The sequence below is a fragment of the Cohnella massiliensis genome, from assembly GCF_900169535.1.
GTDB lineage: Bacteria > Bacillota > Bacilli > Paenibacillales > Paenibacillaceae > Cohnella > Cohnella algarum.
This window is the reverse complement of record NZ_LT821259.1, coordinates 2572772-2598922: the sequence shown is the minus strand read 5'-3', so window position 1 is coordinate 2598922 and position 26151 is coordinate 2572772. Positions and strand designations below refer to the sequence as shown.

Genomic DNA, 26151 nt, shown 5'->3' with positions numbered 1-26151 from the left:
AAGACGGATGGCCAGCTGGCAAAAGTTCGGCATCAAGCCGGAACTCGTGGAACGCGTAAAGTTCAAAATGAAAAACCCGACGACGAAAGAGAAGATGAAGCAACTGCTCGACGGCGTAACCAAGTACGACCTCCAGGACCGGCTGAAGGTGAAGCGCCTCGTCAAATCGGCGTCCAGAATTTTAAACGAACCGCTTTCGGAACTGCAGGAGGAACAGCTCGTCAGCTTTGTGTTGAGCCAAAAAATCGACCCGCAAAACACGCTGCATCTGATCAAGCTGTGGGCGATGTTCAGGTAGAAATCCGCTCGATGCAGGACGGATCGTCGTTGGCGACGTTGCCGACCCGCTTGTCGACTTCGTAAGCTTCCATCTCCTCGTCGGGGTAGGGCGCAAGCAGCCGGTTCAGCCGCTCCGGCTCGCGGATTCGCCGGTCAAGCCAAACGCTCTCGTCCTCTTCCCGCAAAATGACCGGCATCCGGTCGTGAATGTCCGCCATCAAGCGGTTCGGGGCGGTCGTGACGACGGTGCACGTGTGCACGACTTCCCCGCTCGGGGAGGTCCACGTCTCGTACAAGCCCGCGAGGCTGAACAGTTTCTTGCTGCGCAGACTAATCCGGTAGGGCCGCTTCGCCCCGTCCGCCGCCTTCCACTCGTAAAAGCCGTCCGCCGGCAGCAGGCATCTTTTGCGCCGGTAGGCGTCGCGATAAGCGGGACGATCGGCAAGCGTCTCCGCCCGGGCGTTGATCATTTTGTAACCGATTTTGGCGTCTTCGGCCCATGGCGGGACAAGTCCCCACTTCAGCTGTCCGAGCCTGTTGCCCCGCCCGTCGCTGACGATCGCCGGCACGAGCTGTCCCGGCGCCACGTTGTAGCGGGGAGCGTAAAACGGAACGGCGACCTGTCCGGCCATGTACCGGGCGATTAATTCCTCCAGCGTGACGGTAATCGTATATCTGCCGCACATGTTTTGCGTGCCTCCTGTCGAGGTGCTGTTATGTTTAATCCTACTAGGAAAAGCGGCGCGGCGCCAGTCCGGTTGAGTCGCGGTGACGCAACTCAACCCGCCAAACGCAAACAACCGTACGCAGTTGAGTGAAAATTACCCATCTCAACTCCTCGGCAAGCACGTTACCGCTCCAATTGAGTCGTGGTGACGCAACTCATCTCACAAATGCTGCTCAAGAGTGCGCAAAGCCCTTCTCCGACGTTTTATTGCCTAACGGCCCGTCAAGAGTCGGCAGGAAATTCGTCTCCCGTGTCAAATTATGCAGGAACAGGAAGAGGCGCCGTCACGCGTCATTAGCCCCGCTCCGAGCAAATTCACGGCCCAGATTACCGGAACGGATTTGGATTGGGTCGGATCGGATCTTAGCTTCGCGTCGATGAACAGGGCGTCGACCCTGTACCGCCTCGTTTCATTTTCAAGATGCATGTTCGAAAGAGCGCAACCCCCTTTAACAGGAGCTGCCGCTCTTATCCTGCAAGGGGGGATGAAGCGTGAAAAAGCCGATCGTTTATGCGCTGGCGCTGACGCTTGTCGCGGCCAGCTGGGCGGGCAACATCGTCTATAAGGAAAATTCCAGGCTGCCGGAGGCGGGCTTTCTTCGCCATTTCATCGAGAGCGATTATGCCCCGAACCTCGCTTTCGACCTGTTCTACGTCGCCAACAAGGAAGACAAGCGCAAGCCGATTCACGCGGAGGCGGACGAATTGCCGGCGCTTCGGTTTTCGGATATGCAAGTCCATCAGCAGCTGCGGCATCAAACGATTTACAAGTTGACCGGCTACTCCGACGAAAGTTTAATGGAAAAACGGGACGACCCGGAGCCGCTCGCGCTTCGCTCGGTTCGCGTGTTTTATAACGACGGCACGATTCGAGAGGAAGAGATCGGCGAGATCGTCGTCTACCGAAACGCCTGGCCTTCGAACGCAGCGGAGCCGCCGGTACAGATGAGCTCGGCAGGGAGCGGTTCGGACCATGCCGGCTTTGCCGACGTTCGGACGACAAAGCCGGTCACGCTCGTCGGCGTTTCTTCCCGTTGGCTGGAGAAACTGGGGACCTATTTTGAATACGAAGTCAAGCTGCCTTCGGACGGGGAAGCGCCCGGGGAAGCGGGGGCGGGACTCCCTAAAATGCTGAAGCCCGATCAAACGGTTTCCCTCAAGTATCGTTTCCGAATTCCGGACGGAAGCGAAGAGGCGGCGGAAGTGTACCGTCTTCTGCTCCGCGAACGGTTTCGGGAGCCCGGCGGCGAAGATTACGTCTATACCGTGTTTGCCGATTACGCGCCTTCCTTCACGGAATCCGAAATGCGCGGCTACGTCCGGGAGCAGAGGAGGCGGTCCGAATGAAAAAAGCCTGCTCGCAACTCGCCTGGGGACTCGCGCTGGAGCTGATCGATTTTCGGTTCAACGCGTTCGACCTGTTTCCGGATGTCGTCGGCTTGATATTGATTTTGCTCGGTCTCTCCAATATGCCCTTCAGGCACCGCGGTTTCGCGATCGCGAAAGGGGCGGCCGGCATGAAGCTTGCGTTTCTCGTCTTGCAAATGTTCGGTTTGCGGATGGACTTTTCGCTGACCGGGGCTTACGAGCCGCCCGCCGCGGAAACGCTTGCTTTGGTCGGCATGGTTCTGGCCGTGGATCTCGCGATGCTGTACGGCATATGCGGCGGTATTCGCGCGGCGGCGCAAGCCGCGAACAAAAGCGGACTTGCCGCGTTCGCCCGGGACGAGCGGCGCGTCCTCTTCGCGCTTGGCACGGCTCAATCCGTTTTGCTGCCCTGTTTGCTCAATTTCGAGGACGGGATCATGGGCTGGCTCCAGCTTTCCGGCTTCGGTTATTTGGTCGCCAGCTTCTGGGTGATCCTGCTCGTCCGCCGCGCCGGGCGGGAGCTGTCCGGACCGGGCGGAGACGGCGACGGGAACGCGGAATCGGAGGGTCATGCGGAGCGACGGATCGATATTGCCGTCTGATAGTGTAAAATCTCTGTGGGTGTAGGAATTGGAAAAAGCGGATATAGAAAAAGAGCTTCTCCCTTGGTAAAGTGATGTTTGCGCACAACACACCAAGAAGGAGGAAGCTCCTGTGAGCCACTTTACCACAACAATGCCGACGATGAAAGAGATTGAGCAATGGATTTTCCGGAAAATGCAGGAGGAATTCGCTCGTGCGATGAAGCAGGTACTGGAGGCGCTGGATCAGCAGATCCTGGAGCAACGGGACCGAGAGCGTTATCGAGTAAAGGACGAGCGTGAAACAAGCGTCAACACAGTGTTCGGGAATGTGCGCTTTAAGCGGAGATTGTACTGTGACCGTAGAAGCGGCAAACACGTGTATCTGCTGGATCAGCTGTTGCAATTCGAAGGGCGCGGGAAAGTCAGTCCGCATTTGGAAGAGACAGCAATCGCATTCGCAAGCCAAGGACCGTCGTACCGGGACAGCGCAAAGAGGCTGGAGCAGCTTTTGGGCTACAATGTGCTGAGCCACCAAGCGATCAGGGAAAAACTGATGGAGCGTGCGCAACAGCCGATGCCAGCGGTGAAACGGCGCGCTGCCCGCGTGCTGTTCGTGGAAGTGGATGGGCTGTACACGAAGCTGCAGCGGAGCAAAAAGCGCGGGATGGAGAACGCAATTGCAGTCGTACACGAAGGCTGGGAGAAGAACGGCAAGCGGGTACAGCTGAAGAACAAACAGCATTACCTGCATACGAGCGGCGGCGACTTCTGGGAAGGGTTCGGGGACTTTCTGGTGGAGCGTTACGAAATCGACGAGAACACGTGGCTTGTGGTGAACGGAGACGGCGCGGCGTGGATCGGGGAATGTACATCCTACTTTCACCAATGTCTGTACATGCTGGACCGCTTTCATGTGGCGCGTGATTTGAAACGCTTTGTTGGTCATTTGCCGCAGGTGTGGGAGACCGTGAGACGGTCTTTGGCCAAACAGGATGCAGCCGCGCTTATGGCGGTCCTGGAAGGGGTGGCGGGACAAGAGGTAGCGGGAGAGGACAGGGAGGATTGGAAGCCGTATAAAAGATTTCTAAAGCGGCATGAGAAGCATTTGGACGACTACCGAAAAACACTCCAGGCGAAGGGGATCGACACAAGCGGTATGCGCCCGATGGGAAGCGCGGAATCGCAGATGCGTATATTCGCCAAGCGGACGAAGCGTGGCGGGTACAGGTGGAGTGAGCGAGGCGTCAGGGCGATGCTGAGGACGATGATGAGGATTCAAGAAGCGGGCACGGTGGTAAGAACGGTTGAAGGACAAGCGAGTAAGCAGGCAACGCCGCAGCAGTCGATAAACATGCGGCAATTGCTCAAGAACGTGACGCAACCGGTCAAGGGTTGTATCGCTGGAATGATTCGCATGCTGCAAGGACCGAAGCAAAGCAGCACAACGGGTATGGCACTCAAAGCACTTCGCGGATAACGGCAAAAAATTCTGACAAATCACTTGTGTTTGATGAAAGAACGAAGCAAAGCGCTTACAAGGAAGAGGTTCCTTCGGGGTTCGCGTTCCAGGCATCTTAAATGACTGCCCACGCTAGCTTGACACTGACTTGCCGTCTGACGTTGTTGACGAAATGTCGATTAAGCGGTATATTCGAAAAGGATAAATCGTGCGGACAATCGAATATCGCCCCCGGGAGCTTAGGGAACTATGCTGAGAGGAAAGCTGATCCGCTTTCGACCGGATAACCTGATCTGGATAATTCCAGCGTAGGAAGGTGGCTGCAATCGCGACGGTTTCGTTGCGTTTGCCTAAGTGCAGCTTGTGCGCCCTCCGAGATCGGGGGGCGTTTTTCATGCGTTCCGTTACCATTGGAAGAGTGGATTGGGGAGGATGGCCATGCAACGGCAACATCAAAGAAAAGGCTGGAAATCGAAAGGGGCGGCCGCGTTCGCGGCGCTGCTCGTGATCGCGGGCTGCGGAGCCGGCGGGAACGGGGGAAGCGGCAACGAAGGCGGGGCCGCCGCTTCTCCTTCCGCGACGGCGCAGCCGCTCAAGGAAATCAAAGTCGTGCTCGACTGGACGCCGAACACGAACCATACGGGCCTGTACGTAGCGGCGGCGCAAGGCATGTGGGAGAAGCGCGGCCTGGACGTCGAAATCGTGCAGCCGCCGGAAAGCGGCGCGGATCAGATGGTCGCGAGCGGGGCGGCCGAATTCGGCGTCGGCACGCAGGAAGGGCTGACGCTCGCCCGCGAGCAGGACATTCCGCTCGTGTCGCTGGCGGCGGTCATTCAGCACAATACGTCGGGCTTCGCTTCGCCCGCGGACAAAAACATCACCGAGCCCAAAGATTTCGAAGGCCATACGTACGGCGGCTGGGGGTCGCCGGCCGAGGAAGCGGTCATCGGCTCGATGATGAAGGAGCAAGGGGCGGACGTCGGCAAAGTCAACATCGTCAACATGGGCATGGCCGATTTCTTTACCGCGGTGCAAAAGGACATCGATTTCGCCTGGATTTTTTACGCGTGGACCGGAATCGAAGCGGAGCAGCGCGGCATTCCGATCAATATGGTGTACTTGTCCGATTTCAAAGAGCAGCTCGATTATTACACGCCGGTGCTCGAGACGAGCGAGAAGATGATCGCGGAGCAGCCGGACGTCGTGCGCGCGTTCGTGGAAGGGGCGTCCGAGGGGTACGAGTACGCGATCGAGCATCCGGCCGAAGCCGCGGACATTTTGCTCGAAGCGGTGCCGGATTTGAACGCCGAGCTGGTCAAGGAGAGCCAGGAATGGCTGGCCGGCAAATATCAGGACGACGCTCCCCGCTGGGGCGAGCAGAAGCGGGAAGTTTGGTCCGGCTATGCCGAATTTTTGCGGGAGCACGATCTGCTGAAAAAGGAACTCGACATCGACGCGATGTTTACGAACGAGTTTTTGCCCGAATAAACGATAAAACGAAACGCAACGGAAAGCGGGGAAACGACGATGGCGCAAGCGCTGCTCAGCATTCAAATTTTACCGAGAACAAAGTCCGGGGACGACAGCGTCTATCCGTACGTGGACAAAGCGATCGACATCATCAAGGCTTCCGGCGTCCCTTACCGCGTCGGTCCGCTGGAGACGACGATGGAAGGCGATCTGGACCTGCTGCTGGATATCGTCAAGCAAATGAACGCCGCCATGTTCGAGCTCGGCAGTCCGTCCGTCTTGTCCCAAATCAAGCTGTCCGTCGATCGGGATAGCAACGCCTCGATGGCGCGGCTGCTGCAAAATTATCCCGATGGGAAGTAAAGCGCACCGCCGCGTCCTTCTGCCGGCCGGGACGCTGGCCGGCATTGTGCTCGTATGGCAGGCGTGCTGCTCGCTGCTTCGCATCGATCCGTGGATGCTGCCGAGCCCGCTGGCCATCGCCGAGCGGATGGGGACGGACGCTTCGCGGCTTGCGGAGCAATCCGTTTCCACCCTGCTGCTGGCGTTCAAAGGAATCGGGCTCGGCGTCGGCTTCGGCGTGCTGTCGGCGATCCTCTTTCATCTGATTCCCGGCATGCGGACGGCGCTGTCTCCGATCATCATCATTACGCAAAACATTCCGATCATCGCGCTCGGGCCGCTTCTCATGCTGTGGTTCGGCTTCGGGCTTTTGCCCAAGCTGATTTTGCTGGTGCTCGTCTGCTACTTCCCGGTCGCCTGGTCGATGCTGGCCGGCCTCGGTCAGTCGGAGCCGCATCTGCGCGAATATTTGGCCATGATCGGCGCGAGGCGCTGGGAGGTGCTTCGAAGGCTGGAGCTTCCGGCTTCGCTGCCGTACTTCTTTTCCGGATTGAAAATTACGGCGACATACAGCATTTCTTCGGCCATCGTGGCGGAATGGCTCGGAGGCAGCGAAGGCATCGGCCACTATCTTGTCTTGAAGAAAAACGGCTACGATACGGCCGGCGTTTTTTCGGCCATCATCTGCATCATCGTGCTGTCGCTCGCGTTTTACGGGCTTGCCGCGCTGCTCGAGCGGCTTTCGATCCGCTGGCGCCCGGCCGGAACCGAAGCGAAGGGAGGGAGGACGGCATGAACGCGCAAAACCGTCCCAAGCTGGAGCTCTCCGGCATCAGCAAAAGCTACGCGCGGGGCAAGCTGAGCCATCCCGTGCTGGACCGCATTTCGCTGACCGTGCGCGCCGGCGAGTTCGTGACGCTCATCGGGCCGTCCGGCAGCGGCAAGTCCACGCTGTTCCGGCTGATCGGCGGCGTGGAGCGGCCCGACGAAGGGGAGATCCGGATCGACGGCGAGCTGTCGACCGGCCGGCGCGGGCGGATCAGCTACATGCCGCAGCAGGCGTCGCTTTTTCCGTGGTTGTCGGTATCGGCGAACATTTCCTCAGCGTTGACGACCGCCGGCGTGCCGGCGAAGGAAGCGGCCGCCCTGGCGGACCGGTGGCTCGACCGCATCGGACTCGGCGGCGTGGCGAAGCAGTATCCGCACGTGCTGTCCGGCGGGATGCAGCAGCGGGTGTCGTTTTTGCGCGCTTTGCTCATGCCTCGCGGCTTGATGTGCCTGGACGAGCCGTTCGCGGCGCTCGACGCGCTGACCAGGGCGGACATGCAGGCGTGGCTGCTCAAGCTGTGGGAGGAGGAACGCCGCTCGGTGCTGTTCGTGACCCACAGCATCGAGGAGGCGCTCACGCTGTCGGACCGCATTTACGTCCTGTCGCCGGCGCCGGCCCGTGTGCTTGCGGAGCTTGAAATCCCGTTTCCCCGTCCGCGGCGGACGGACGTCTGGACCGAACCCGCTTTCGTCGAGCTCAAGCGCCAGGTGCTCGAGTTGCTCGGAGAGACGGGCGGCGGGCAAGGTCGTTAAACGTTAACGTCGTCTCCAATCGTACTCGCCCGATCGGCGGCGCAAGCTGCCGGATCGGGCGAGCGCGCGTTTGCGGGCGTGCCGCGCCGGAGGCGGGGGATTAACGAGCTTCCTGCATTCGCGCAATTTCGGCTACGATCTCTCGCCGTTCCGTTTTTTCGAGGGCGGCGATTTCCGGCTGCGCCGGAATGTCGAACCGGAGGTGCGAATGTGCAAATTTCAGCACTAACGTTCCGATTCGATTCCGCTACCGAACGTACGACAAGTTTCAGGAAGCGAAAATCAGGCTGTTGAAATCGCTGCAAAACGCGGTCTACGCCGAGGAAACGGTCAGGCTCAAGTCCGCGATCGGAAACGCCGCGCCCGAGGATTTGCCGGCCCTCAGCGCGCTGATCGAGTCCGCGCGGGAGGCGCGGCATCGCCGGCAGCGAGAGCAGCTGCGCGGGCTGCACCGGCCGTATCGGCTTTGCGAGGCGCTCGGATTGCTTTGAATTCCGCCGCAAACCCGCGCCTGACCGCGCCGTGCGAAGCCGATCCGAAGGCGCGCCGAAAATGGCTTTGAGAAAGGGGGCGTCGGCCATGGCCGTTGACGCTCATATTCATTTGGATTCGTATCCGCCCGATCGGCGGGAGCAGCTGCTGAACCGGGCGTTTGCGTCCGGCGTGGAGGGGCTCGTTGCCGTTTCCATGGGGTTCCGATCGTTCGCCGTCGTTCGCGAGTGGGCGGCGCGGTTCCCGGGCCGCATCCTTCCCGCATACGGGCATCACCCCGAACAGCCGCCCCTTGCGGAGGAGGAGCTCGCGAGGATGCGCGACTGGATCGGGCAGCTCGGGGACGGCGCATTCGCCATCGGCGAAGTGGGGCTGCCTTACTATTTGCGGACGGAAGCGGAAACGTCGGGCCGTTCGTTCGACGAGGCTCCCTATATCGTTCAGCTCGAAGCCTTCGTCCGGCTGGCGGCGGAGCTGGACCGCCCGATCGCGCTTCATGCCGTTTACGAAGACGCCGACAAGGCGCTCGAGCTGCTGGAGCGCCACCGGGTGCGGCGCGCGCATTTCCACTGGTTCAAAGGCGGGCCGGAAACGATAAACCGCATCGTCGCGCGCCGGTACATGATCTCGATCGCGCCGGACGTGCTGTACGAGCCGGAAATCCGCGAGCTCGCGGCGCGCGTGCCGCTTGCGCAGCTCATGACCGAAACGGACGGGCCCTGGCCGTTCGAAGGACCGTTCGCGGGCAAGGAAACCGTGCCGGAAATGGTGCTGGACGTCGTCCGCGAGATCGCCTCGCTGCGCGGTTCGGACGAAGCGGAGACGGCGGCGGTTCTGCGCGCGAATGCGCGAAGATTTTACGGGATCGGGTGAAATGAACAATTTTTTGATCGAAACCTGATTGAAATTTGATCATTTGTCTATTAGAATGATAGCAACGATGGATTTCCCGGTATAAGGAGAAACTTGATGCCAAATTCCAGACAGGAACAATTGATTCGCTGTCTCGGCGAGAAATCGCCGCTGTCGGTGGAGGAGCTGTCCGTCCTGCTTTCGGTTTCGGAAGCGACGGTCCGGCGGGATCTCGTCGAGCTTGAAGACAAAGGCCTGATCGTCCGCCAGCGCGGCGGCGCTTCCTTGCCCGGATTGGGCGTCGAGCCGCTGTTCAACCAACGTCAAAAGCTCAATCGGGATTGGAAGAGGAAGATCGCCCAGCACGCCGCCGAGCAAATAGCGGAAGGCGAAGTCATCGCGCTTGATGTCGGAACGACGACGGCCGAGCTTGCCAAGGAACTGCTCAAAAAGGCCAACCTCACCATTTTCACGTACTCGCTGCAGGTGGCGAGTATTTTGTCCCGAAGCCGCCATAAGGTGTATATCGTCGGCGGGCATTTTCGCATGTCGGAAATGTCGATGGTCGGCTCCATCGCGCTGAGCACGATCAAGCAATTCAACTTCGACCGGTTTTACCTCGGGCTTGCGGGCTTGTCCAAATTCCAGGGCCCGACCGATTTCAGCCTCGAGGAAGTAGAAATCAAACGCGCCCTTATCGAGCGTTCCAAGCAGGTGATCGCGCTGGCGGATCCTTCGAAATTCGGCGTTTCCTCCTTGGTCAAGGTATGCGAATTCAACGAAATCGACGAGATCGTGACGGAGGAGAGCGGGCGCAAGGCGGCGGAAGAGCTGGAATTCGCGGGCAAAATAACGATCGTATAGCGCGTGGCGGTTATGCGGAAAGAGCGGGAGCGGCGTTCCCGTTCTTTTTTTTGCATGTCAACATTGTTGAATTTCTGCCCCTCGCCATCCGTCCAGGGGCGATTCGGAGAATCGATTCCGGCTTTCAATTTATATGTAATAAAACATTACGCGATAAAAGTGAATTTTTGTTCTAAAAACCTTACTTATTTTGAAATTATGCCCATATTTGCGCATGAAACTCTGGTTTTTTCGTTCGGTTCAAGGTGATTTTTGATTTTTTATGATCGAAACATGATTTTTTGTTGACAGTATTTGATCGAAATATTATATTTAACTTACGGAACGAGAAAAGGGTTATGTGATTTATGTGTAATGTAAGATGACATCATTTCTTCGTTTGCCGCCTGCTCCGGACCGGACCTTCCGTCCGGCAACGCCGAACGCATCATACTTGCAGAGGAGGAGTCGATATGGCCGTCACATCGACCGAAGGAGTGCCGGAACAAAAGCGAAGCAAGCCGATGCCGTTCCCCGTGATCGACACGGACGTGCACGAGCGTTTCGCTTCCGTCGAGGAATTGCTTCCTTATATGAAGGAGCCGTTCTTAAGCTACATGAAGCATTGGACCGGATGGGGAGAACTCAAATATACGCATCCGATCGGCGGCTCCAGGCTGGATTCGCTGCTGCCCAACGGCAACGTGCCGGGTTCCGACTACGATGTGCTCCGGGAGCAGCTGTTGGACGAGTACGACATTCAGTACGCGATCTTGACCGGGCTGTTTTATCCGGCGACGATGGAGGCCCAATTCGAGCTGGCCGGGGCGCTCGCCGCCGCCTATAACGAATGGGTGGTCGACAACTGGCTGGGCAAGGACGACCGGTTTCTCGGATCGATTCACGTCGCGCCGCAAATTCCGGAGCTCGCGGTCCGGGAAATCGAAAAATGGGGCGATCATCCGAAAATGGTGCAGGTGCTGCTGCCGATCGGCAACGTCGCGCTCGGGGATCCCTACTATCACGCGATCTATGAAGCCGCCCAGCGGAAAAACCTCGTCATCGGCATGCACCAGGGCAACTCGGTCACTTCCTGCTTCGGACAGCCCCGCTACTATGTCGAATGGCATACGCTTCTTTCCCAGGCGTTCATGGCCACCGCGGTCAACCTCATCCTGAACGGCGTGTTCGACAAGTACCCCGGAACGCGCGTCGCCATGATCGAAGGCGGATTTTCCTGGGTGCCGTCGCTCATGTGGCGCATGGACCACAATTACAAATCGCTCCGCGTCGAAGTGCCGTGGGTCAAACGGCTGCCGAGCGAATATATCAAGGATCACTTCCGCTTCGCCACCCAGCCGATCGAGGATCCGAACCCGCAGTTCATGCTGCGGATGGTCGAAATGATGGAGAGCGACGAGCTGCTCATGTTCTCCACCGACTACCCCCACTGGGACTTCGATTCGCCGCTGCGCAGTCTTCCGACGACTTTTTCCAACGAACTGAAACGCAAAATCTTTTACGACAACGCCAAAAATTTCTACAAGCTGCCGGACAGGCCGAACGCTGCGAGGTGACGCTGACATGAGACAAGTGGTTTGCAAGGCCGACGAAATGGCTTGCGGCGAAAAACGGGCCGTCCAGATCGGCACGCGCTCGCTCGTGCTCGTCCGGACGAACGACGGGGACTACTGCGCGCTGCTCAACGCCTGCCCTCATCAGGGGGCGAAGCTGTCGGATGGCGACCTGACCGGAACGACGCTGCCTTCCTCCGTCGGGGAGTACGTGTTCGGCCGGGAAAGCGAAGTGCTGCGGTGTCCCTGGCACCGCTGGGAATTCGACGTCAAAAGCGGCAACACGCTGTTTCCGGACAGGCGGGCTTGCGTCAAGCGGTACGAGGTGACGATCGAAGAAGGAGACGTCGTCATTCATTACTAATACGTCTCGCAGAAGGGAGCGGGGAGAGGATGGCTATGGCTGCGGAACAACTCGGGAAGGTGGCCCGGTCCGATGCGTGGGCGCTCGAATTCAAGGACGTGGGCAAAACGTATCAACGTCACACCGGCGAAAAGGTTGCGGTCGTGCGCGACGTCAACCTGAAGCTCGAGAAAGGGGGCTTCCTCTGCTTGCTCGGGCCGAGCGGCTGCGGCAAAACGACGCTGCTGAATCTCGTCGCCGGCTTCGAGGGGGCGACCGCGGGGGAAATTCTCGTGAACGGCAAAGCCGTCAAAGGGCCCGGTCCGGAGCGGGGCGTCGTGTTCCAGAACGATCTGGCGCTGTTTCCGTGGCTGACGGTCGAGGAAAACATCGCCTACGGCCTGAAAATCAAAGGCGTGCCGAAACGGGAACGCCGGGAGCAGGCGCTCGCGTGGATGAAGCAGGTCGGGCTCGAGCAACACGGGAAAAAGTATCCGAGCGAGCTTTCCGGCGGGATGAAGCAGCGGGTGCAGATCGCGCGGGTGCTCGCGAACGATCCGGACATTTTGCTGATGGATGAGCCCTTTGCCGCGCTCGACGCGCAGACGCGCACGCACCTGCAGCTGGAGCTGTCCTCGATTTGCCGGCAGTCCGGCAAGACGGTCCTGTTCATCACCCACGATATTCAGGAGGCGCTGCTGCTGGCGGACCGGATCGTCGTCATGGCGCGGGCGCCGCAGGAGAACATCAAGGCGGACTTCAAGGTCGATTTGCCTTACCCAAGGGAGCGGATGAACGAGCAGTTCGCGGATTTGTACAACCGGCTGCTCGACGAGATCGACAATCCGTTCAAGGCGCAGACGGCCCCGCAGCTTGCGATAGCGGGAAAAACGTCCGGCGAAAAGGACTGAAACGATGAACGTTCGAGCGTTATGGCGCAACAAAAGTTGGACGGCGGGCCTGATCGGCTGCCTGATCTTCGCCCTGCTGTGGCAAATCGCGGCGATGGCGTCGGGACCGGATTTTTTGCCCGCTCCCGCCCGGGTGATCGGCACGTTTATCGAAATGCTGGGCACGAGGGAGTTTCTCCTTACCGTTCTCGCGAGCTACGAGCGGGTTTTCGCCGGCTGGGCGATCGGCGGCTTGCTCGGCGTCGTTCTCGGCATCCTGATGGGCCGCTACAAGCCGCTTAGTCAATTTTTTTACTCGCCGATTCAGTTTTTCCGGGTCATTCCGTCGGTCGCGCTCGTTCCGATTCTTGTCATCTGGCTCGGCATCGGCGAAGCGATCAAAATCATCATCATCGCCTACGGCGTGCTGTTGGTCGTGGCCGTCAGCATTTCGGACGCGGTGCACCGGGTGTCCGCCTCGCGCCTTAGGGCGGCGCAGTCGATGGGAGCGGGTCCGCTCAGGCTGTTCTGGGGCGTGCTCATCCCGTCCGTCATGCCGGAAATTTTGAAGGGGGTGCGGGGCGCGCTGGCCTTCGCCTTCATGAGCATCGTCGGCATCGAGATGCTCGCGGCGCAAAACGGGATCGGCCAGCTCATCTGGAACGCGCGGGTGCTGCACGAGACGGAAACCGCCCTGTCGGGCATTCTGGCCCTCGGATTAATGGGGATAACGGCCGATTTTGCCGTTCGAACGGTGTTCCGGTTAACGGCTCGCCGGTTCATGCTGCGGGGGTGACTTGACATGATCCGATCACAGAAGACGTATATGAAATGGATTCTCGGCCTATTGCCGTTCGCGCTCGCGCTTGCCATCTGGTATGCCCTGTCGGCGTCGGGGGCGGTGCTGGAGCTGTTCCTGCCAAGCCCGGCCCAAACCTGGGACACCTTCGTCGCCCTGCTTCGCGACGGAACGCTGATCGAAAGCGTCGGCGTGAGCCTGCGAAGGCTCGTCGTCGGCTGGCTGATCGGCGTGCTTGCCGCCACGCTGGTCGGGTGGGCGCTCGGCATGTTCGATTGGGCGCGCCGCGCGGTACAGCCGCTGCTTTTTCCGCTTCGTTTTATCGAACCGGTCGCCTGGCTGAGCATGGTCATTCTCTGGTTCGGCACCGGCGAAACCTCCAAAATCCTGCTGCTCGCCTATTCTTCCTTTTTCGGTTCTTTTCTGTATATATTAACCACCGTTTCCAATATTGATGAAACCAAACTGCGAGCATCGCGCTCCCTCGGAGCCAACCGCCGGCAGCTGTTTACGAGCGTCATCGTGCCGTCCACCATACCCGGCATTCTGTCCGGAGCCCGGGTCGGCATGGGTTACAGTTTCCTGACGATCGTTACGGCCGAGATGGTCAATTCCACGTCCGGAGTCGGGTACATCATCGCCTACGGCAGCGTCTACATGCAGGCGGACCGGATTTTCGTCGGAACGATTGTGGTCGGGCTGATGGGCATCGCCGTCGATTGGCTGTTCCACCGCACGACGCGCAGGTTTGGCCGAAAGTATTTTCTGGACCACATTTAACAAGGTTTCAACAAAATATAAATCTTGAAAAGGTGGAGAGGTCAACATGAAATTCGGAAAATTCGGTCTAATCGTTTCGCTTGTCGCCGCCATGTCGCTTGTCGCCGCATGCGGAAGCAATTCGGGAAGCGGCGGGGGGGCCGCCTCCGGTTCCCCGTCCGGAGAGGCGTCCGCAAGCGCCGCGCCGGCGGAAAGCGCGAAGCTCGTCATCGCCCGGGAATCGGGCGCCTCGTCCGGGCTGCTGTTCATTGCGGACAAAAAGGGCTTTCTGACGGAGCAGGGCCTCGAATACGAAATCGCTTCTTATGCCAACGGCTCGGCCGCGGTCGATGCGCTGCAGGCGAAAGAAATCCAGGTGGCGTTCGGAGCCGCCGACACGTTCCCGATCCGCGGAGCCGACAGCGGAATCAAGGGGCTTGCCGCCATCAGCCAGCAGCCGGACGCCGTGCAGCTCGTCGCGAGCAGCGACGTTAACGGCCCGGAAGACCTGAAGGGAAAAAGCATCGGCGTCGTGCCGAACACCGTCAGCCAGTTCGTGCTCGAGAACGTGTACATGGAGCAGGCGGGACTCAAGTCCGGCACCGATTACACTTCGGTTCCGACGCAGCCGGCCCAAATGGTCGCGCTGATGGCGCGCGGGGGCATCCAGGCGTTCGCGCTGTGGGCGCCGTTCCCGGCAAAGGCGGTCGAAAGCATGGGCGACAAGGTCAAAATTCTGGAATCCGCGGGCAATCTCGGCTTCCCGAACACGACGTTCATGCTCGTTCGCGAGGATTCCCTGACCGACGACGCGTACCGCGCTTCGTACGTCAAGTTCCTCAAAGGGCTTAAGCAGGCGCAGCAATTTCTCGCCGACAACCCGGACGAGTCCGCGCAAATTATCGGCGATGCGACGCAGGTGTCGAAGGAAGACGCGCTCGCCACGCTCGAGGACATCCGCCTGGAGCCGTTCCTCGACGACTCGGCGTATACGGAAATCAAGACGTATAACGACGTGCTGCTCAAGTCCGGCACGATCGAGGCGGCGGTCGACGGCAGCACGGTTATCGACGATTCGATTATGAAAGAAGCGGGGCTGTAACGAACGGGAGGAGGCCGGTCCCGCCGCGCGCCCGGCGCCGGGACGGCCGAGTCCGCCCGAACCCGCCGGGGCGGGGGCTGGCGCTCGCCTCCCTGCGGCGATCCCGACACAGGAGGGCGAATAGATGGCGAAAGAGCACGTTTTGGACCCGTCTCCGCAGACGGTGCATTGGGGATATATCGGCGGCCCGCAGCGGCCGGCGCTGACGGTCGACCCGGGAGATTCGCTTACGCTCCGCTCGGTAAGCGGAGACCCCGCCGATCCGGTGCCGGAGGATTGGATTTCCGAGCCGCTGAAAACGATTCATGCCGAGGTCCGCGACAAAGGGCCGGGCGTTCATATTTTGACCGGTCCCGTATGGGTGAACGGCGCGGAGCCGGGCGATACGCTGGCCGTGACGATCGGGCCGATCCGGCCGACGGCGCCGTACGGCTTCAACTACATGGGGCCGACTTCGGGGCTGTTCCGGGAAGAGCCGGAGGTTGCCGAAACGGCCGTCATCGCCTATGACGAGGAGCGGCAGAACGGCTTCCTCGGCAGGATCAAGGTGCCGCTTCGTCCGTTTTTCGGCATTGTCGGCGTCGCCCCTCCCGAAAGCTGGGGACGCATTTCCAGCGTCATTCCGGGCCGTTACGGCGGCAACATGGACAACAAGGAATTGATCGAAGGCACGACGCTGTATTTGCCGGTGCTTCGCGACGGCGCCTTGTTTTACGCAGGGGACGGCCACGGAGCGCAGGGCGACGGCGAGGTCAACGTGACCGCGATCGAGACGTCGCTGGAAGGCCGGTTCGAATTCGGCCTGATCAAGGGAACGGGCCAGAGGTGGCCGTACGCGAAACGCGGGTCGCTGTTGATCAGTATGGGCTTCGACGAGGATTTGACCGCGGCGCTCAAGGACAGCGTCCGGCAGATGATGGAACTGCTCGAAGACGGGTACGGCTTTTCGGCCATGGAAGCTTATCGCGTCTGCAGCCTGGCGGCGGATTTTCGCATTACCCAGGTCGTCAACGGCGTGAAGGGCGTTCACGGCATGCTGGATACGTCCGTCATCGCGGAGGAAGGCGCATAACGAACTCGGAACGAAACGGAGGCAAACCGCATGCTGTCGCAAAAAGACAATGAAAGGATTACGCAAGTCGGAGAAGGCACGCCTGCAGGCGAGCTGTTCCGCAGGTACTGGATTCCGGCCTTTTTGTCGGAGGAGCTTCAAGCCGGCGGCGCGCCGCTTCCGGTGAAGCTGCTCGGAGAGCGGCTCGTCGCCTACCGCAACAAGGAAGGCAAGCTTGGCCTTTTGGGCGAGTTTTGCCCGCACCGGGGCACGTCGCTTACGCTCGGACGCAACGACGATTGCGGGCTGACCTGCATTTACCACGGCTGGGCGTTCGATACGGAAGGCGCCTGCACGAGCATGCCCTCGGAGCCCGATTACAGCAAATTCAAGGAAAAAATCAAAAACAAAAGCTATCCCGTCCATGAAGCGGGAGGCATCGCCTGGACGTATATGGGACCTCCCGAGCTTCGGCCGCCGGTTCCGAATTTCATCTGGACGTCGCTGCCGGAGTCGCACCGGATGGTCGCGAAAGTGTATCAGGAATGCAACTACATGCAAATTTGGGAAAACGAAATCGACTACATGCACGCCGCCTTCGCGCATTTGGCCCTGAAGGAGCAGGACATGAAGGAAGGAGCGCTCAGCACGGAGCTCGGCATCAATCCGTCCCATCCGCTGGTGACCTCCCGCAATCCGCTGCTCAGCGTGCAGCCGACGACGTACGGCTTCCGCAATATGTTCGTCGGCCAGACGGACCAGACCGAGAACGCGCAGCAGTTCATTCTCGAAGCGCCGATTTTGATGCCGTCCTTCGCCTATACGCCGCGCGTTCCGGAGGAGGACCACCTGTTCCACGCCTATGTGCCGATCGACGATACGACGACGTGGTCCTACGACGTCCACTTTACGCTCGAACGCCCGCTGAACCACGAGACGCAAAAGGAACGCCGCGGCTTGTGGGTCGATGAAAACTATAAAAAAATCTACAACAAGGACAACAACTACAAGCAGAACCGCGAGCTGATGGACGGCGACAATTTCTCCGGCATTCTCGGCATCAGCAACCAGGATCACGCGGTGACCGAAAGCATGGGCCCGATCGTCGACCGGTCCAAAGAGCATCTCGGCACGAGCGACGTCGGCGTCATCGCGCTGCGGCGCATGGTGCTTCAATCGATCAAGCGGATGGAAAAGGGAGAGCCTCCGATCGGCCTCGACCCCACGATTCCGACCGACAAAATCTACAGCGAAGGCGTCATTGCGCCCAAGGGCATCCCGTGGGAGGAAGCCTGTCCGCTGAATCCGGCATTCTCGCCGGTCAAAACCGAAAAGCCGGAGCTGGCGAAGGGGGGAGCCGGATGAACGGATCCCCGGCCGCGCACGACGGAACGGCGATCGGAGCCGTGCATTTGAAAGTAAGCGATCTGGCGCGGTCGGTCCGCTATTACACCGAAACGATCGGCCTTGGCGTGCTGAACCGCTACGGCGGGCTCGTGCGGCTGACGGCCGACGGCACGTATCCGCTCGTCGTGCTCGAGGAGCTTCCGAACGCGCGCGTGCTGCCTCCCGGACGCAACAGCGGCTTGTACCACTTCGCGCTGCTCGTTCCGAGCCGCGCCGATCTCGGCGGCGTGCTGAAGCGCTTGCTTGAGACGAAAGCCGGCTTCGGCTCGGCGGACCACGACGTGAGCGAGGCGCTGTACTTGACCGATCCCGACGGCATCGGCATCGAAATTTACCGGGATCGCGACCGGTCCGAGTGGACGACGCTGCCGAGCGGAGAGGTGTACATGTCCACGGACCCGCTCGACGGCAAGGGCCTGCTGCGGGAAGCGCCGGAAGGCGAATGGAAAGGGCTTCCGGTCGGCACGAAGGTCGGCCACGTGCATCTGCACGTCGGCGACTTGAAAACGGCGGAGGAGTTCTACTGCGGCCTGCTCGGCTTCCGGCCGATGCTGCGCTTCGGGCCTTCGGCGCTGTTTACCGGCGCCGGCGGCTATCATCACCATATCGGCCTGAACGTCTGGGCGGGCGTCGGCGCGCCGCCGACGCCGGACGACGCGACGGGGCTTTCATTCTTTACGATCGTTTATCCCGATCCGGCCCATATCGAGCTGATTCTGCGGGAGCTGGAGCGCCGCGGCGTCCGGACGGAGGCGAAAGGCGACGCCTATTACTTCCGCGATCCGTTCGGCATCGGCATCCGGCTGACGACGTGCGGCATTTTGTAGACGGCGATATGCGGCGGCGATGGCCGCCGCCAACGAAACGAGGTGAAAGCGATGTCCGCTTATGCGCTTGGAATCGATATCGGCACGACGGCCGTCAAAGTCATCCTGCTGTCGGAGGACGCGATCGTCTACCAAACGAGCGCGGAGCACCATTTGCTCTCCCCCCGGCACGGCTGGGCGGAGGAGGACCCGCGGCAGTGGTGGAGCAACGCCGCGAAGGCGGTTCGCGAGACGCTGGCCGCGGTGCCGGACGCGCGGGACGGCATCCGGGCGATCGGCGTCAGCGGCATGGTGCCGGCGATCGTGCTGCTGGACGAGCGCGGCGAGCCGCTGCGCAACAGCATCCAGCAAAACGACGCGCGGGCCGTCCGGGAGATCGAGGAAGTGAAGGGCGCGCTGCCCCAGGCGGAGCTGTTCGCGGCGACCGGCGGCTTCACCAACCAGCAGCACGTGCTGCCGCGGCTGCTCTGGGTGAAGCGCAACGAGCCGGACGTCTGGAGCCGGATCCATGCCGTGATGGGCTCTTACGATTACGTCAATTACAAGCTGACGGGACGAAAATCGCTCGAAATGAACTGGGCGGTCGAAAGCGGCATGTTCGACATCCGTTCCCGGAAGTGGCTTCCGGAAACGTTTTCCGGCTTCGGGCTTGCGCCGCAGTGGCTGCCCGAGGTGTTCGAATCGGGCGACATCGTCGGCGAGGTCGGCGCCGAAGCGGCGGCCGAAACCGGCCTTAAAGCCGGCATCCCGGTCATCGCGGGAAGCGCCGATCACGTGGCGTCGACGCTGGCGGCCGGCATCGTGGAGCCCGGCGAGCTGCTGATCAAATTCGGCGGCGCCGGCGACATCCTGTACTGCACGGACGAGATTCGCCCCGTGCCCGAGCTTTTTTTCGATTATCACGTGTGTCCCGGCAGCTATTTGCTCAACGGCTGCATGGCGTCCAGCGGCTCGCTCGTCAAATGGTACGCCAAGGAGTTTCTTCAGGACGAATCGCCAGACTTGTTCGCCCGGCTGGATCGGGACGCGCAGCGGGTTGCGCCCGGCTCCGACGGCCTGATCATTCTTCCGTATTTTCTCGGAGAGAAGACCCCGATTTTCGATCCGGAGGCTCGCGGCGTCATGTTCGGGCTCAGTCTCGCGCACAAGCGGGAACATATTTTCCGGGCGATTTTGGAATCGGTCATTTACGGCTTCCGGCATCACATCGAAATCATTCGCGAAAAGGGGTTCGAACCGACCGCGATCCGGGCGACGAACGGCGGCGCCAAAAGCAGGTTCTGGTGCCAAATCGCCGCCGACGCGCTGAACGCGGACATCCGCTCTTACCCTTCGCATCCGGGCTCGGCGCTGGGCGTGGCGTTTCTGGCCGGCAAGACGGCGGGCGTCTACCGCTCGTGGGAGCAGATCGCCGGCTTTCTGACCGAGTACCGGGATTTTCGGCCGCGGAAGGACGATGCGGCGATATACGACAAAAGCTATGCGATCTACCGGAAGCTTTATGAGCAGCTCAAGCCGTCGTTTCGGCAGGTAAACGGGCTGTACGGCTGACGGACGGATCACGGACGGATAACGGGCAGATCTCGAACGGATCACGGACGGCGGCAGGGGCAGGCGGTACGGTTCCGGCGAAAACGGCAGCCGCAGGCCCCTCGCGGGCGTCCGCGGCGCGCCCGTCGGAACCGGATCGCGCCATTCCGGCCGCGGCAACCGACAGGAGGAACGAACATGGGAGAACTCGACAATCAAATCGCCGTCGTGACGGGCGCGGGCAGCGGCATCGGCCGCAGCATCGCCGTTCGTCTGGCGGAGGCGGGAGCGACGGTCGTCGTCGCCGACGTGAGCGAACCGGCCGGGAAGGAGACGCTGGCGCGGCTTCCCGCCGCCCCGGGCGGCGAGCACGCGTTCGCGCGGATCGACGTCACGAGCAAGGACAGCGTCGGGGAGGCGTTCGCGTCGATCGCGGAGCGGTTCGGACGCATCGATATTTTGGTCAACAACGCCGGCGTCTCCACGATGAACCGGATCGAGCAGTTGACCGAAGCGGAATGGGATTTCAATTTCAACGTCAACATCAAAGGAGTGTTCCTTTGCACGCAGGCGGCTTTGCCGTACATGAAGGCGCAGGCGAAGGGAAAAATCGTCAACACCGCCTCGATGGCGGGCAAGCGCGGCGTGCCGCTGCTGGCCCACTACGCGGCGTCCAAATGGGCCGTCATCGGCTTCACGAAAAGCGCGGCGATCGAATTCGCGCCGTTTAACATCACGGTCAACTGCGTATGCCCCGGCTACGTGAAAACCGGCATGCAGGACCGGGAACTGCAATGGGAAGGCGAGCTTCGGGGCATGACGCCGGACGAGGTGCGGGAAGAGTATATTCGGCTGACGCCGCTCGGCCGGCTGGAGGAGCCGGAGGACGTCGCCAAGGCCGTCTGGTTTCTGGCGACCGACCACGCCGGCTTCATCACGGGCGAAGCGCTCGACGTCACCGGCGGAGCCGATCTGCTTTGATCCGCTCCGGCCCTTATTGCGGTAAGCAAGCACTCCTACTTTACGATCGGAGGGATCGTTCATGAAGTTCGACGCGCTGCACTATCCGAACCCGTCGCGCCGGACGGCCGTGTACGGCCGGAAGGGCATGGTCGCCACCTCGCAGCAGCTCGCCGCCCAGGCGGGGCTCGAGATGCTGAAGAAGGGCGGCAACGCCGTCGATGCGGCGGTGGCGACCGCCGCCTGCCTGACCGTCGTGGAGCCGACCTCCAACGGCATCGGCGGGGACGCGTTCGCGCTCGTTTGGACGGGCGGCAAGCTGCACGGGCTCAACGCGAGCGGTCCCGCTCCGGCCGGCATCTCCATCGCCGCGCTTGCGGCGCTGGGACATCGCGAAATGCCGAAATACGGCTGGCTTCCGGTCAACGTGCCCGGAGCGCCGGCCGGTTGGGCGGAGCTGTCGCGCCGTTTCGGCCGGCTGCCTTTTCGCGAGCTGCTTGCGCCCGCGATTCGCTACGCGGAGGAGGGCTATGCCGTATCCCCGACGCTCAGCCGCTTCTGGAACATGGCGTACGACCGCCACCGCGCGGAAATGACGGGCGAGCTTTTCGACGAGTGGTACAAGACGTTCACGCTGAACGGCAAGCCGCCCGCGCCGGGGCAAATCTGGGCGTCGCCGGATCATGCCCGGACGCTGCGCGAGATCGCCGAAACGGCGGCGGAGTCGTTCTATCGCGGCGAGCTGGCCGAGCGGATCGACCGGTTCGCGCGGGAAACGGGAGGCTTTCTCCGGAAGGAGGATCTTGCCCGCTTTGCGCCCGATTGGGTGGAGCCGATCAGCGCCCGCTACAAGGGCTACGACGTCTGGGAGATTCCGCCGAACGGCCAGGGCATCGTGACGCTGATGGCGCTCAATATTTTGAAGGGGCTGGACGAGAGCGCGTTCGGTTCGCCGGAGCATGTCCACCGGCAGATCGAAGCGATCAAGCTGGCGTTCGAAGACGGCTTGTGGGAAGTGACCGATCCGGCCCGCATGGCGCCGGGAACGGTCGCCTCGCTGCTGTCGGACGCCTATGCGGCGGAGAAGCGCAAGCGGATCGGAGACCGCGCGCTCGAGCCGCGCCCGTCGCCGGTTCCGACCGGCGGCACGGTTTACCTGTGCGCGGCGGACGGCGAAGGCAACATGGTTTCCTACATTCAAAGCAACTACATGGAGTTCGGTTCCGGCCTCGTCGTGCCGGGCACGGGCATCGCCCTGCACAACCGCGGCCATTCCTTCTCCCTGAACCCCGGCCACATGAACGCGCTGGAGCCGGGGAAGCGGACGTATCATACGATCATTCCGGGATTTTTGTCCCGGGACGGCGAGGCCGTCGGACCGTTCGGCGTGATGGGCGCGTTCATGCAGCCGCAGGGCCATCTCCAGGTCGTCGTGAACGCGGTGGACGGAGAGCTCAACCCGCAGGCGGCGCTTGACGTGCCGAGGTGGCGGTGGGACGAGGGCAAAAAGATTTTGATCGAGCCGTCGTTTCCGAAAGAGCTGGCCCGGGAGCTGGCGGAGCGGGGGCACGAGCTGGAAGTCGCCGAAAACGCCGGCTTGTTCGGCCGGGGGCAGATCATCTGGCGCGATCCGGACACCGGGGTGCTCTGCGGCGGCACCGATCCCCGCACCGACGGAGCCGTGGCGGCTTGGTAGCCCCGAAGGCTTCGCAAGCGGGGAATGTCCCCCGCGCAGGCCGCAGAAAGCAAACGCGAACAGGAGGGCGACCGAATGACGGCTTTGCGGATTAACGGACAGCGCTACGAGGTCGACGTCGTCGTGTTCGATAAAGACGGCCTGCTGTTCGATTCCCAGCATTTCTGGAAAGCGCTCGCCAAGGTTCGGATCCGCTGCCTGCGCGAAACGCTCGGCGACGAGGGCGTCCGCCGCTGGTGCCGGCTGTTCGGCGTCGCGCTGAACGAGCGGGAGGAGCCGGCGCGGATCGATCCGAACGGCATATTCGCCCTCGCTTCGCCTCAGGAGGAAATCGTCGTCACCGCGTCCGTGCTGAAATCGGTCACGGGAAGCGACTGGGGCGAGTGCCGCCGGAACGCCGCCGCCGCGTTCGAGCGGTCGGACCGCGAATTCGAGCCGGCCGAGGGGTTGCTTCCGAAGCCCGGCTTCCCCGACATTTTTCGCCGGCTGAAAGAAGTTTCGATTCCGTTCGGGATCGCCACCTCCGACGACTACGAGCGGACGAAAGCTTCCGTCGAGCGGTACGGCGTCTGGGACGAACTGCGGTTTCTCATTACGCCGGCCGACGTCGAGCGAGGCAAGCCGAATCCCGACATGCTCCTGCTAGCGGCCGAGAAGATGAACGTGCCGCTTTCGCGGATCGCGATGGTGGGCGACTCGTTCGTGGACGTGCAGATGGCCCGGGCCGCGGGCTGCATCGGGATCGGCATTCCCGACGATCCGGACATGGCGCGCAAAATGCGGGGGCTCGCGACGTGCATCGCCAGCGATTTGAACGCGATCGAGACGGAGCGGGCGCCCGCACGCGCGGAGGGAACGATTTTAACTTAACTTGCGAATGGGGAGTGTGCCAAATGACCTGGCTGAAAGATGTGATCGGAACCGAAAAACCGATTATCGCGATGTGTCACCTGCTGCCGTTGCCGGGAGATCCATACTATGACCGCGACAAAGGAATGGACTTCGTCATCGCGATGGCGCGCAAGGATTTGCGAGCGCTGCAGGACGGGGGCGTGGACGCGGTCATGTTCTCGAACGAATTCAGCCTGCCGTATTTGACCGACGTCAAGACGGAAACGGTCGCCGCGATGGCCCGGATCATCGGGGAGCTCATGCCGGACATCCGCATTCCGTTCGGCGTCAACGTGCTCTGGGACGCGAAAAAATCGCTGGACCTGGCGATGGCGACCGGCGCGAAGTTCGTGCGCGAAATTTTTACCGGCGCGTACGCCAGCGATTTCGGCATCTGGAACACGAACATCGGCGAGACGATCCGGCATCAGCGGAGCATCGGCGCGCAGGACGTCAAGCTGCTGTTCAACATCGTGCCGGAAGCCGCCAAATATTTGGCCGACCGGGACATCGAGAGCATCGCGCGCTCGACGGTGTTCAACAATCGTCCGGACGCGCTCTGCGTTTCGGGGCTGACGGCCGGTTCCGAAACCGACCCGCAAGTGTTAAGGCGCGTCAAACAGACGGTGCCGGGCACGGTCGTGCTCGCGAACACCGGCGTGCGGCTGGAAAACGTCGAGCAGCAGCTGTCGATTTCCGACGGCGCGGTGGTCGGCACCACCTTCAAATACGACGGAAAGTTCGAAAACCATGTGGATCCGAAGCGGGTGGAGGCGTTCATGGGCAAAGTGAAAAGCTTCCGCGCGGGTCTCGTGGAAAAAGCCGTCTAGGGCGTGCCGGGTCTGTGCATGTTAAGCCGAATACCGTGTGCAGTTAAGCGACCGTCCGGGAATTTCCCGGGCGGTCGTTTTTCTTCACCGTGTGAAAGTGTCCGAGCAAGCTTGCGTCACAGGCGTACCGCTCGGACGCGCTCCAGTTGAGTCGTGGCGACTCAGCTCGGCCCGCCATACGCCTATGCCCGCACGCAGTTGGGTGAAAATTACCCATCTCGCCGCCTCCGCATGTCCGCCAACGCTCCAATTGAGTCGTGGCGACTCAGCTCGGCCCGCTATGCGCCTATGCCCGCACGCAGTTGGGTGAAAATTACCCATCTCGCCGCCTCCGCATGTCCGCCAACGCTCCAGTTGAGTCGTGGCGACTCAGCTCGGCCCGCTATGCGCCTATGCCCGCACGCAGTTGGGTGAAAATTACCCATCTCGCCGCCTCCGCATGTCCGCCAACGCTCCAGTTGAGTCGTGGCGACTCAACTCGGCCCGCCATGCGTATGCATGCTTGAGGCGGTCGCCTTTGCCGGGGAAATTTCATGTCCTTGATAGCCAATATTCCCATCTATCCAAGGCAAAGCGGTTTTCAGCGTCCCCGCCTTCCAAAGCGAGGCCGGCTCGTCCCTTCGTTGGATTTCTTCAGATTTCTTCCAATCTACAGGAAGAAAAAAGCGACAGAGCGGCCTATGCAGGATTTTACCAACGGGAATCGGGGATTTCGGGCGAAATGCCTCAAAACCCGTTCCTTGGTTGGATGAAATCCAATCGGGGGCGGCGAAGCCTTCAAATAGACCGCTTTTCATTTGGATGCAATCTGATGAAATCCAATGGAGCCCGCGGGCCGGGGCGGCCTCAAAACACTGCCGGCACCGCCCGCCGCGAAGGCTTGTCCGCGTTCGGCCGGTGCTTCAGCGGTTTCCGGGAGACCGATCCTTCCGCAGCGTTTGCGCGATTTCCAGCATGAGCTTGGTCAGGTACGTTCGCAGCGGCATTCGTCCGTTTCGCATCCGTCCTATCCCTCCCTTGGTTCGTATGGAAAATTGTTCTATATTCAATTTCCCCGAAACGAACCGGGTTGAAACCCCGCGCCCGCTTATGACCCGCGAATGGCTTGCCTGCTCCCGCCGGCGGCCATTTCGCGGTCGTTTCCGGCCGATGTCGCTTTCCAAGGGCGCGGCCGCTAGCCGTGATAGCTGCCTGCCGGCTCGTTCAGCACCCATTCGAGCAGCAGCATTTGCTCCTCGAGGCGGGCGATCGCCGCCTGGCCGGCGGCGGAAGCTTCGCCTCCGGCATTTGCCGCTTCTTCCAGCTGCTTTTTGCGGGCGGCCAGCTCGTTGTATTTTCGCTTGATCTGATCCGCTGTTCTCATGTCGTCCCTCCCCTTCTTGTCCCTGCATGATCCCGCCGAAGCGGTTCTTTTCCTTCCATTGATAGCACAAACCGGGCCGGCGCGCAACGGAAAAGGCGGAGCGGTCCCGCGGGCCGTTCGGAACTGCCCTGG

General features: G+C 61.1%; 29 protein-coding genes and 1 riboswitch. Of the genes, 25 read left to right on the top strand and 4 right to left on the bottom strand.

The window, feature by feature from the left end:
• Positions 1-7: 7 nt before the first annotated feature.
• Positions 8-298: a stage VI sporulation protein F gene (locus B7E11_RS25940; protein WP_080840239.1), complete on the top strand. Its 291-nt coding sequence runs from the start codon at positions 8-10 to the stop codon at positions 296-298.
• On the opposite strand, the gene B7E11_RS25935 is transcribed toward B7E11_RS25940, so the two are convergent.
• On the bottom strand, positions 291-965 hold the full coding sequence (locus B7E11_RS25935) for an SOS response-associated peptidase (RefSeq protein ID WP_080840237.1): 675 nt from the start codon (positions 963-965) through the stop codon (positions 291-293). The genes B7E11_RS25940 and B7E11_RS25935 overlap by 8 nt on opposite strands.
• A 533-nt stretch (positions 966-1498) precedes the next feature.
• On the opposite strand from B7E11_RS25935, the gene B7E11_RS25930 reads away from it, so the two are divergent.
• The 7 genes from B7E11_RS25930 to B7E11_RS25900 all read left to right on the top strand — a co-directional run bounded on the left by B7E11_RS25930 (position 1499) and on the right by B7E11_RS25900 (position 7810).
• Positions 1499-2353, top strand: coding sequence for a hypothetical protein (locus B7E11_RS25930; protein ID WP_080840235.1), 855 nt, complete (start codon positions 1499-1501; stop codon positions 2351-2353).
• A complete protein-coding gene (locus tag B7E11_RS25925; protein WP_080840233.1) occupies positions 2350-2976 on the top strand; it encodes a hypothetical protein in 627 nt (208 codons plus the stop codon). Before B7E11_RS25930 ends, B7E11_RS25925 begins: the two co-directional genes overlap by 4 nt.
• Before the next feature lie 112 nt (positions 2977-3088).
• Positions 3089-4435 carry an ISLre2 family transposase gene (locus B7E11_RS25920; protein ID WP_080840231.1) on the top strand — a complete coding sequence of 449 codons (1347 nt, stop codon included), beginning with the start codon at positions 3089-3091 and terminating at the stop codon, positions 4433-4435.
• 203 nt (positions 4436-4638) lie between these two features.
• Positions 4639-4749, top strand: a riboswitch (TPP riboswitch).
• Between the two features lie 106 nt (positions 4750-4855).
• On the top strand, positions 4856-5905 hold the full coding sequence (locus B7E11_RS25915) for an ABC transporter substrate-binding protein (protein WP_425430073.1): 1050 nt from the start codon (positions 4856-4858) through the stop codon (positions 5903-5905).
• Between the two features lie 39 nt (positions 5906-5944).
• A complete protein-coding gene (locus B7E11_RS25910) occupies positions 5945-6250 on the top strand; it encodes a thiamine-binding protein (protein WP_080840227.1) in 306 nt (101 codons plus the stop codon).
• Positions 6240-7025, top strand: a complete 786-nt coding sequence (locus tag B7E11_RS25905) for an ABC transporter permease (RefSeq protein WP_080840225.1) — start codon at positions 6240-6242, stop codon at positions 7023-7025. Before B7E11_RS25910 ends, B7E11_RS25905 begins: the two co-directional genes overlap by 11 nt.
• Positions 7022-7810, top strand: coding sequence for an ABC transporter ATP-binding protein (locus tag B7E11_RS25900; protein WP_080840223.1), 789 nt, complete (start codon positions 7022-7024; stop codon positions 7808-7810). The genes B7E11_RS25905 and B7E11_RS25900 overlap by 4 nt, the downstream gene beginning before the upstream one ends.
• A gap of 100 nt (positions 7811-7910) precedes the next feature.
• On the opposite strand, the gene B7E11_RS31080 is transcribed toward B7E11_RS25900, so the two are convergent.
• On the bottom strand, positions 7911-8036 hold the full coding sequence (locus tag B7E11_RS31080; RefSeq protein ID WP_420830645.1) for a DUF6022 family protein: 126 nt from the start codon (positions 8034-8036) through the stop codon (positions 7911-7913).
• Between B7E11_RS31080 and B7E11_RS25895 the strand changes: the two genes are divergently transcribed.
• From B7E11_RS25895 to B7E11_RS25815, 17 genes are all read left to right on the top strand, one after another.
• Entirely contained in the window at positions 7999-8301 is a 303-nt protein-coding gene (locus B7E11_RS25895; protein WP_139787316.1) for a hypothetical protein, read from the top strand. The genes B7E11_RS31080 and B7E11_RS25895 overlap by 38 nt on opposite strands.
• 88 nt (positions 8302-8389) lie before the next feature.
• Positions 8390-9175, top strand: a complete 786-nt coding sequence (locus B7E11_RS25890; RefSeq protein WP_080840216.1) for a TatD family hydrolase — start codon at positions 8390-8392, stop codon at positions 9173-9175.
• A 96-nt stretch (positions 9176-9271) separates the two neighbouring features.
• Positions 9272-10018 (top strand): DeoR/GlpR family DNA-binding transcription regulator, encoded by a 747-nt coding sequence (locus B7E11_RS25885; protein WP_080840214.1) that lies wholly within the window; start codon positions 9272-9274, stop codon positions 10016-10018.
• A gap of 452 nt (positions 10019-10470) precedes the next feature.
• Positions 10471-11574, top strand: coding sequence for an amidohydrolase family protein (locus B7E11_RS25880; RefSeq protein ID WP_080840212.1), 1104 nt, complete (start codon positions 10471-10473; stop codon positions 11572-11574).
• Between the two features lie 7 nt (positions 11575-11581).
• On the top strand, positions 11582-11935 hold the full coding sequence (locus B7E11_RS25875; protein WP_080840210.1) for a Rieske (2Fe-2S) protein: 354 nt from the start codon (positions 11582-11584) through the stop codon (positions 11933-11935).
• Positions 11936-11970: 35 nt separating this feature from the next.
• Positions 11971-12825, top strand: coding sequence for an ABC transporter ATP-binding protein (locus tag B7E11_RS25870; RefSeq protein WP_080840208.1), 855 nt, complete (start codon positions 11971-11973; stop codon positions 12823-12825).
• Positions 12826-12829: 4 nt separating this feature from the next.
• A complete protein-coding gene (locus B7E11_RS25865; protein ID WP_080840206.1) occupies positions 12830-13600 on the top strand; it encodes an ABC transporter permease in 771 nt (256 codons plus the stop codon).
• 6 nt (positions 13601-13606) lie between these two features.
• Positions 13607-14383 carry an ABC transporter permease gene (locus B7E11_RS25860; RefSeq protein WP_080840204.1) on the top strand — a complete coding sequence of 259 codons (777 nt, stop codon included), beginning with the start codon at positions 13607-13609 and terminating at the stop codon, positions 14381-14383.
• A gap of 46 nt (positions 14384-14429) precedes the next feature.
• A complete protein-coding gene (locus B7E11_RS25855) occupies positions 14430-15464 on the top strand; it encodes an ABC transporter substrate-binding protein (RefSeq protein WP_080840202.1) in 1035 nt (344 codons plus the stop codon).
• Positions 15465-15588: 124 nt separating this feature from the next.
• Entirely contained in the window at positions 15589-16536 is a 948-nt protein-coding gene (locus B7E11_RS25850; protein ID WP_080840200.1) for an acetamidase/formamidase family protein, read from the top strand.
• A 30-nt stretch (positions 16537-16566) separates the two neighbouring features.
• Complete coding sequence (locus B7E11_RS25845) at positions 16567-17880, top strand: Rieske 2Fe-2S domain-containing protein (protein ID WP_080840198.1); 1314 nt, start codon at positions 16567-16569, stop codon at positions 17878-17880.
• Positions 17877-18749: a VOC family protein gene (locus B7E11_RS25840; RefSeq protein ID WP_080840196.1), complete on the top strand. Its 873-nt coding sequence runs from the start codon at positions 17877-17879 to the stop codon at positions 18747-18749. The genes B7E11_RS25845 and B7E11_RS25840 overlap by 4 nt, the downstream gene beginning before the upstream one ends.
• A gap of 51 nt (positions 18750-18800) precedes the next feature.
• A complete protein-coding gene (locus B7E11_RS25835; protein WP_080840194.1) occupies positions 18801-20300 on the top strand; it encodes an FGGY-family carbohydrate kinase in 1500 nt (499 codons plus the stop codon).
• 177 nt (positions 20301-20477) lie between these two features.
• Positions 20478-21260 carry an SDR family NAD(P)-dependent oxidoreductase gene (locus B7E11_RS25830; RefSeq protein WP_080840192.1) on the top strand — a complete coding sequence of 261 codons (783 nt, stop codon included), beginning with the start codon at positions 20478-20480 and terminating at the stop codon, positions 21258-21260.
• 61 nt (positions 21261-21321) lie between these two features.
• Positions 21322-22935 carry a gamma-glutamyltransferase family protein gene (locus B7E11_RS25825; protein ID WP_080840189.1) on the top strand — a complete coding sequence of 538 codons (1614 nt, stop codon included), beginning with the start codon at positions 21322-21324 and terminating at the stop codon, positions 22933-22935.
• Positions 22936-23010: 75 nt separating this feature from the next.
• Positions 23011-23805 carry an HAD family hydrolase gene (locus B7E11_RS25820; protein WP_176220907.1) on the top strand — a complete coding sequence of 265 codons (795 nt, stop codon included), beginning with the start codon at positions 23011-23013 and terminating at the stop codon, positions 23803-23805.
• 23 nt (positions 23806-23828) lie between these two features.
• On the top strand, positions 23829-24656 hold the full coding sequence (locus B7E11_RS25815; RefSeq protein ID WP_080840185.1) for a BtpA/SgcQ family protein: 828 nt from the start codon (positions 23829-23831) through the stop codon (positions 24654-24656).
• 473 nt (positions 24657-25129) lie between these two features.
• On the opposite strand, the gene B7E11_RS29225 is transcribed toward B7E11_RS25815, so the two are convergent.
• Both B7E11_RS29225 and B7E11_RS25810 read right to left on the bottom strand, forming a co-directional pair.
• Positions 25130-25453, bottom strand: a complete 324-nt coding sequence (locus B7E11_RS29225) for a hypothetical protein (RefSeq protein WP_139787314.1) — start codon at positions 25451-25453, stop codon at positions 25130-25132.
• 377 nt (positions 25454-25830) lie between these two features.
• Positions 25831-26019 carry a hypothetical protein gene (locus tag B7E11_RS25810; protein WP_080840183.1) on the bottom strand — a complete coding sequence of 63 codons (189 nt, stop codon included), beginning with the start codon at positions 26017-26019 and terminating at the stop codon, positions 25831-25833.
• Positions 26020-26151 lie beyond the last annotated feature (132 nt).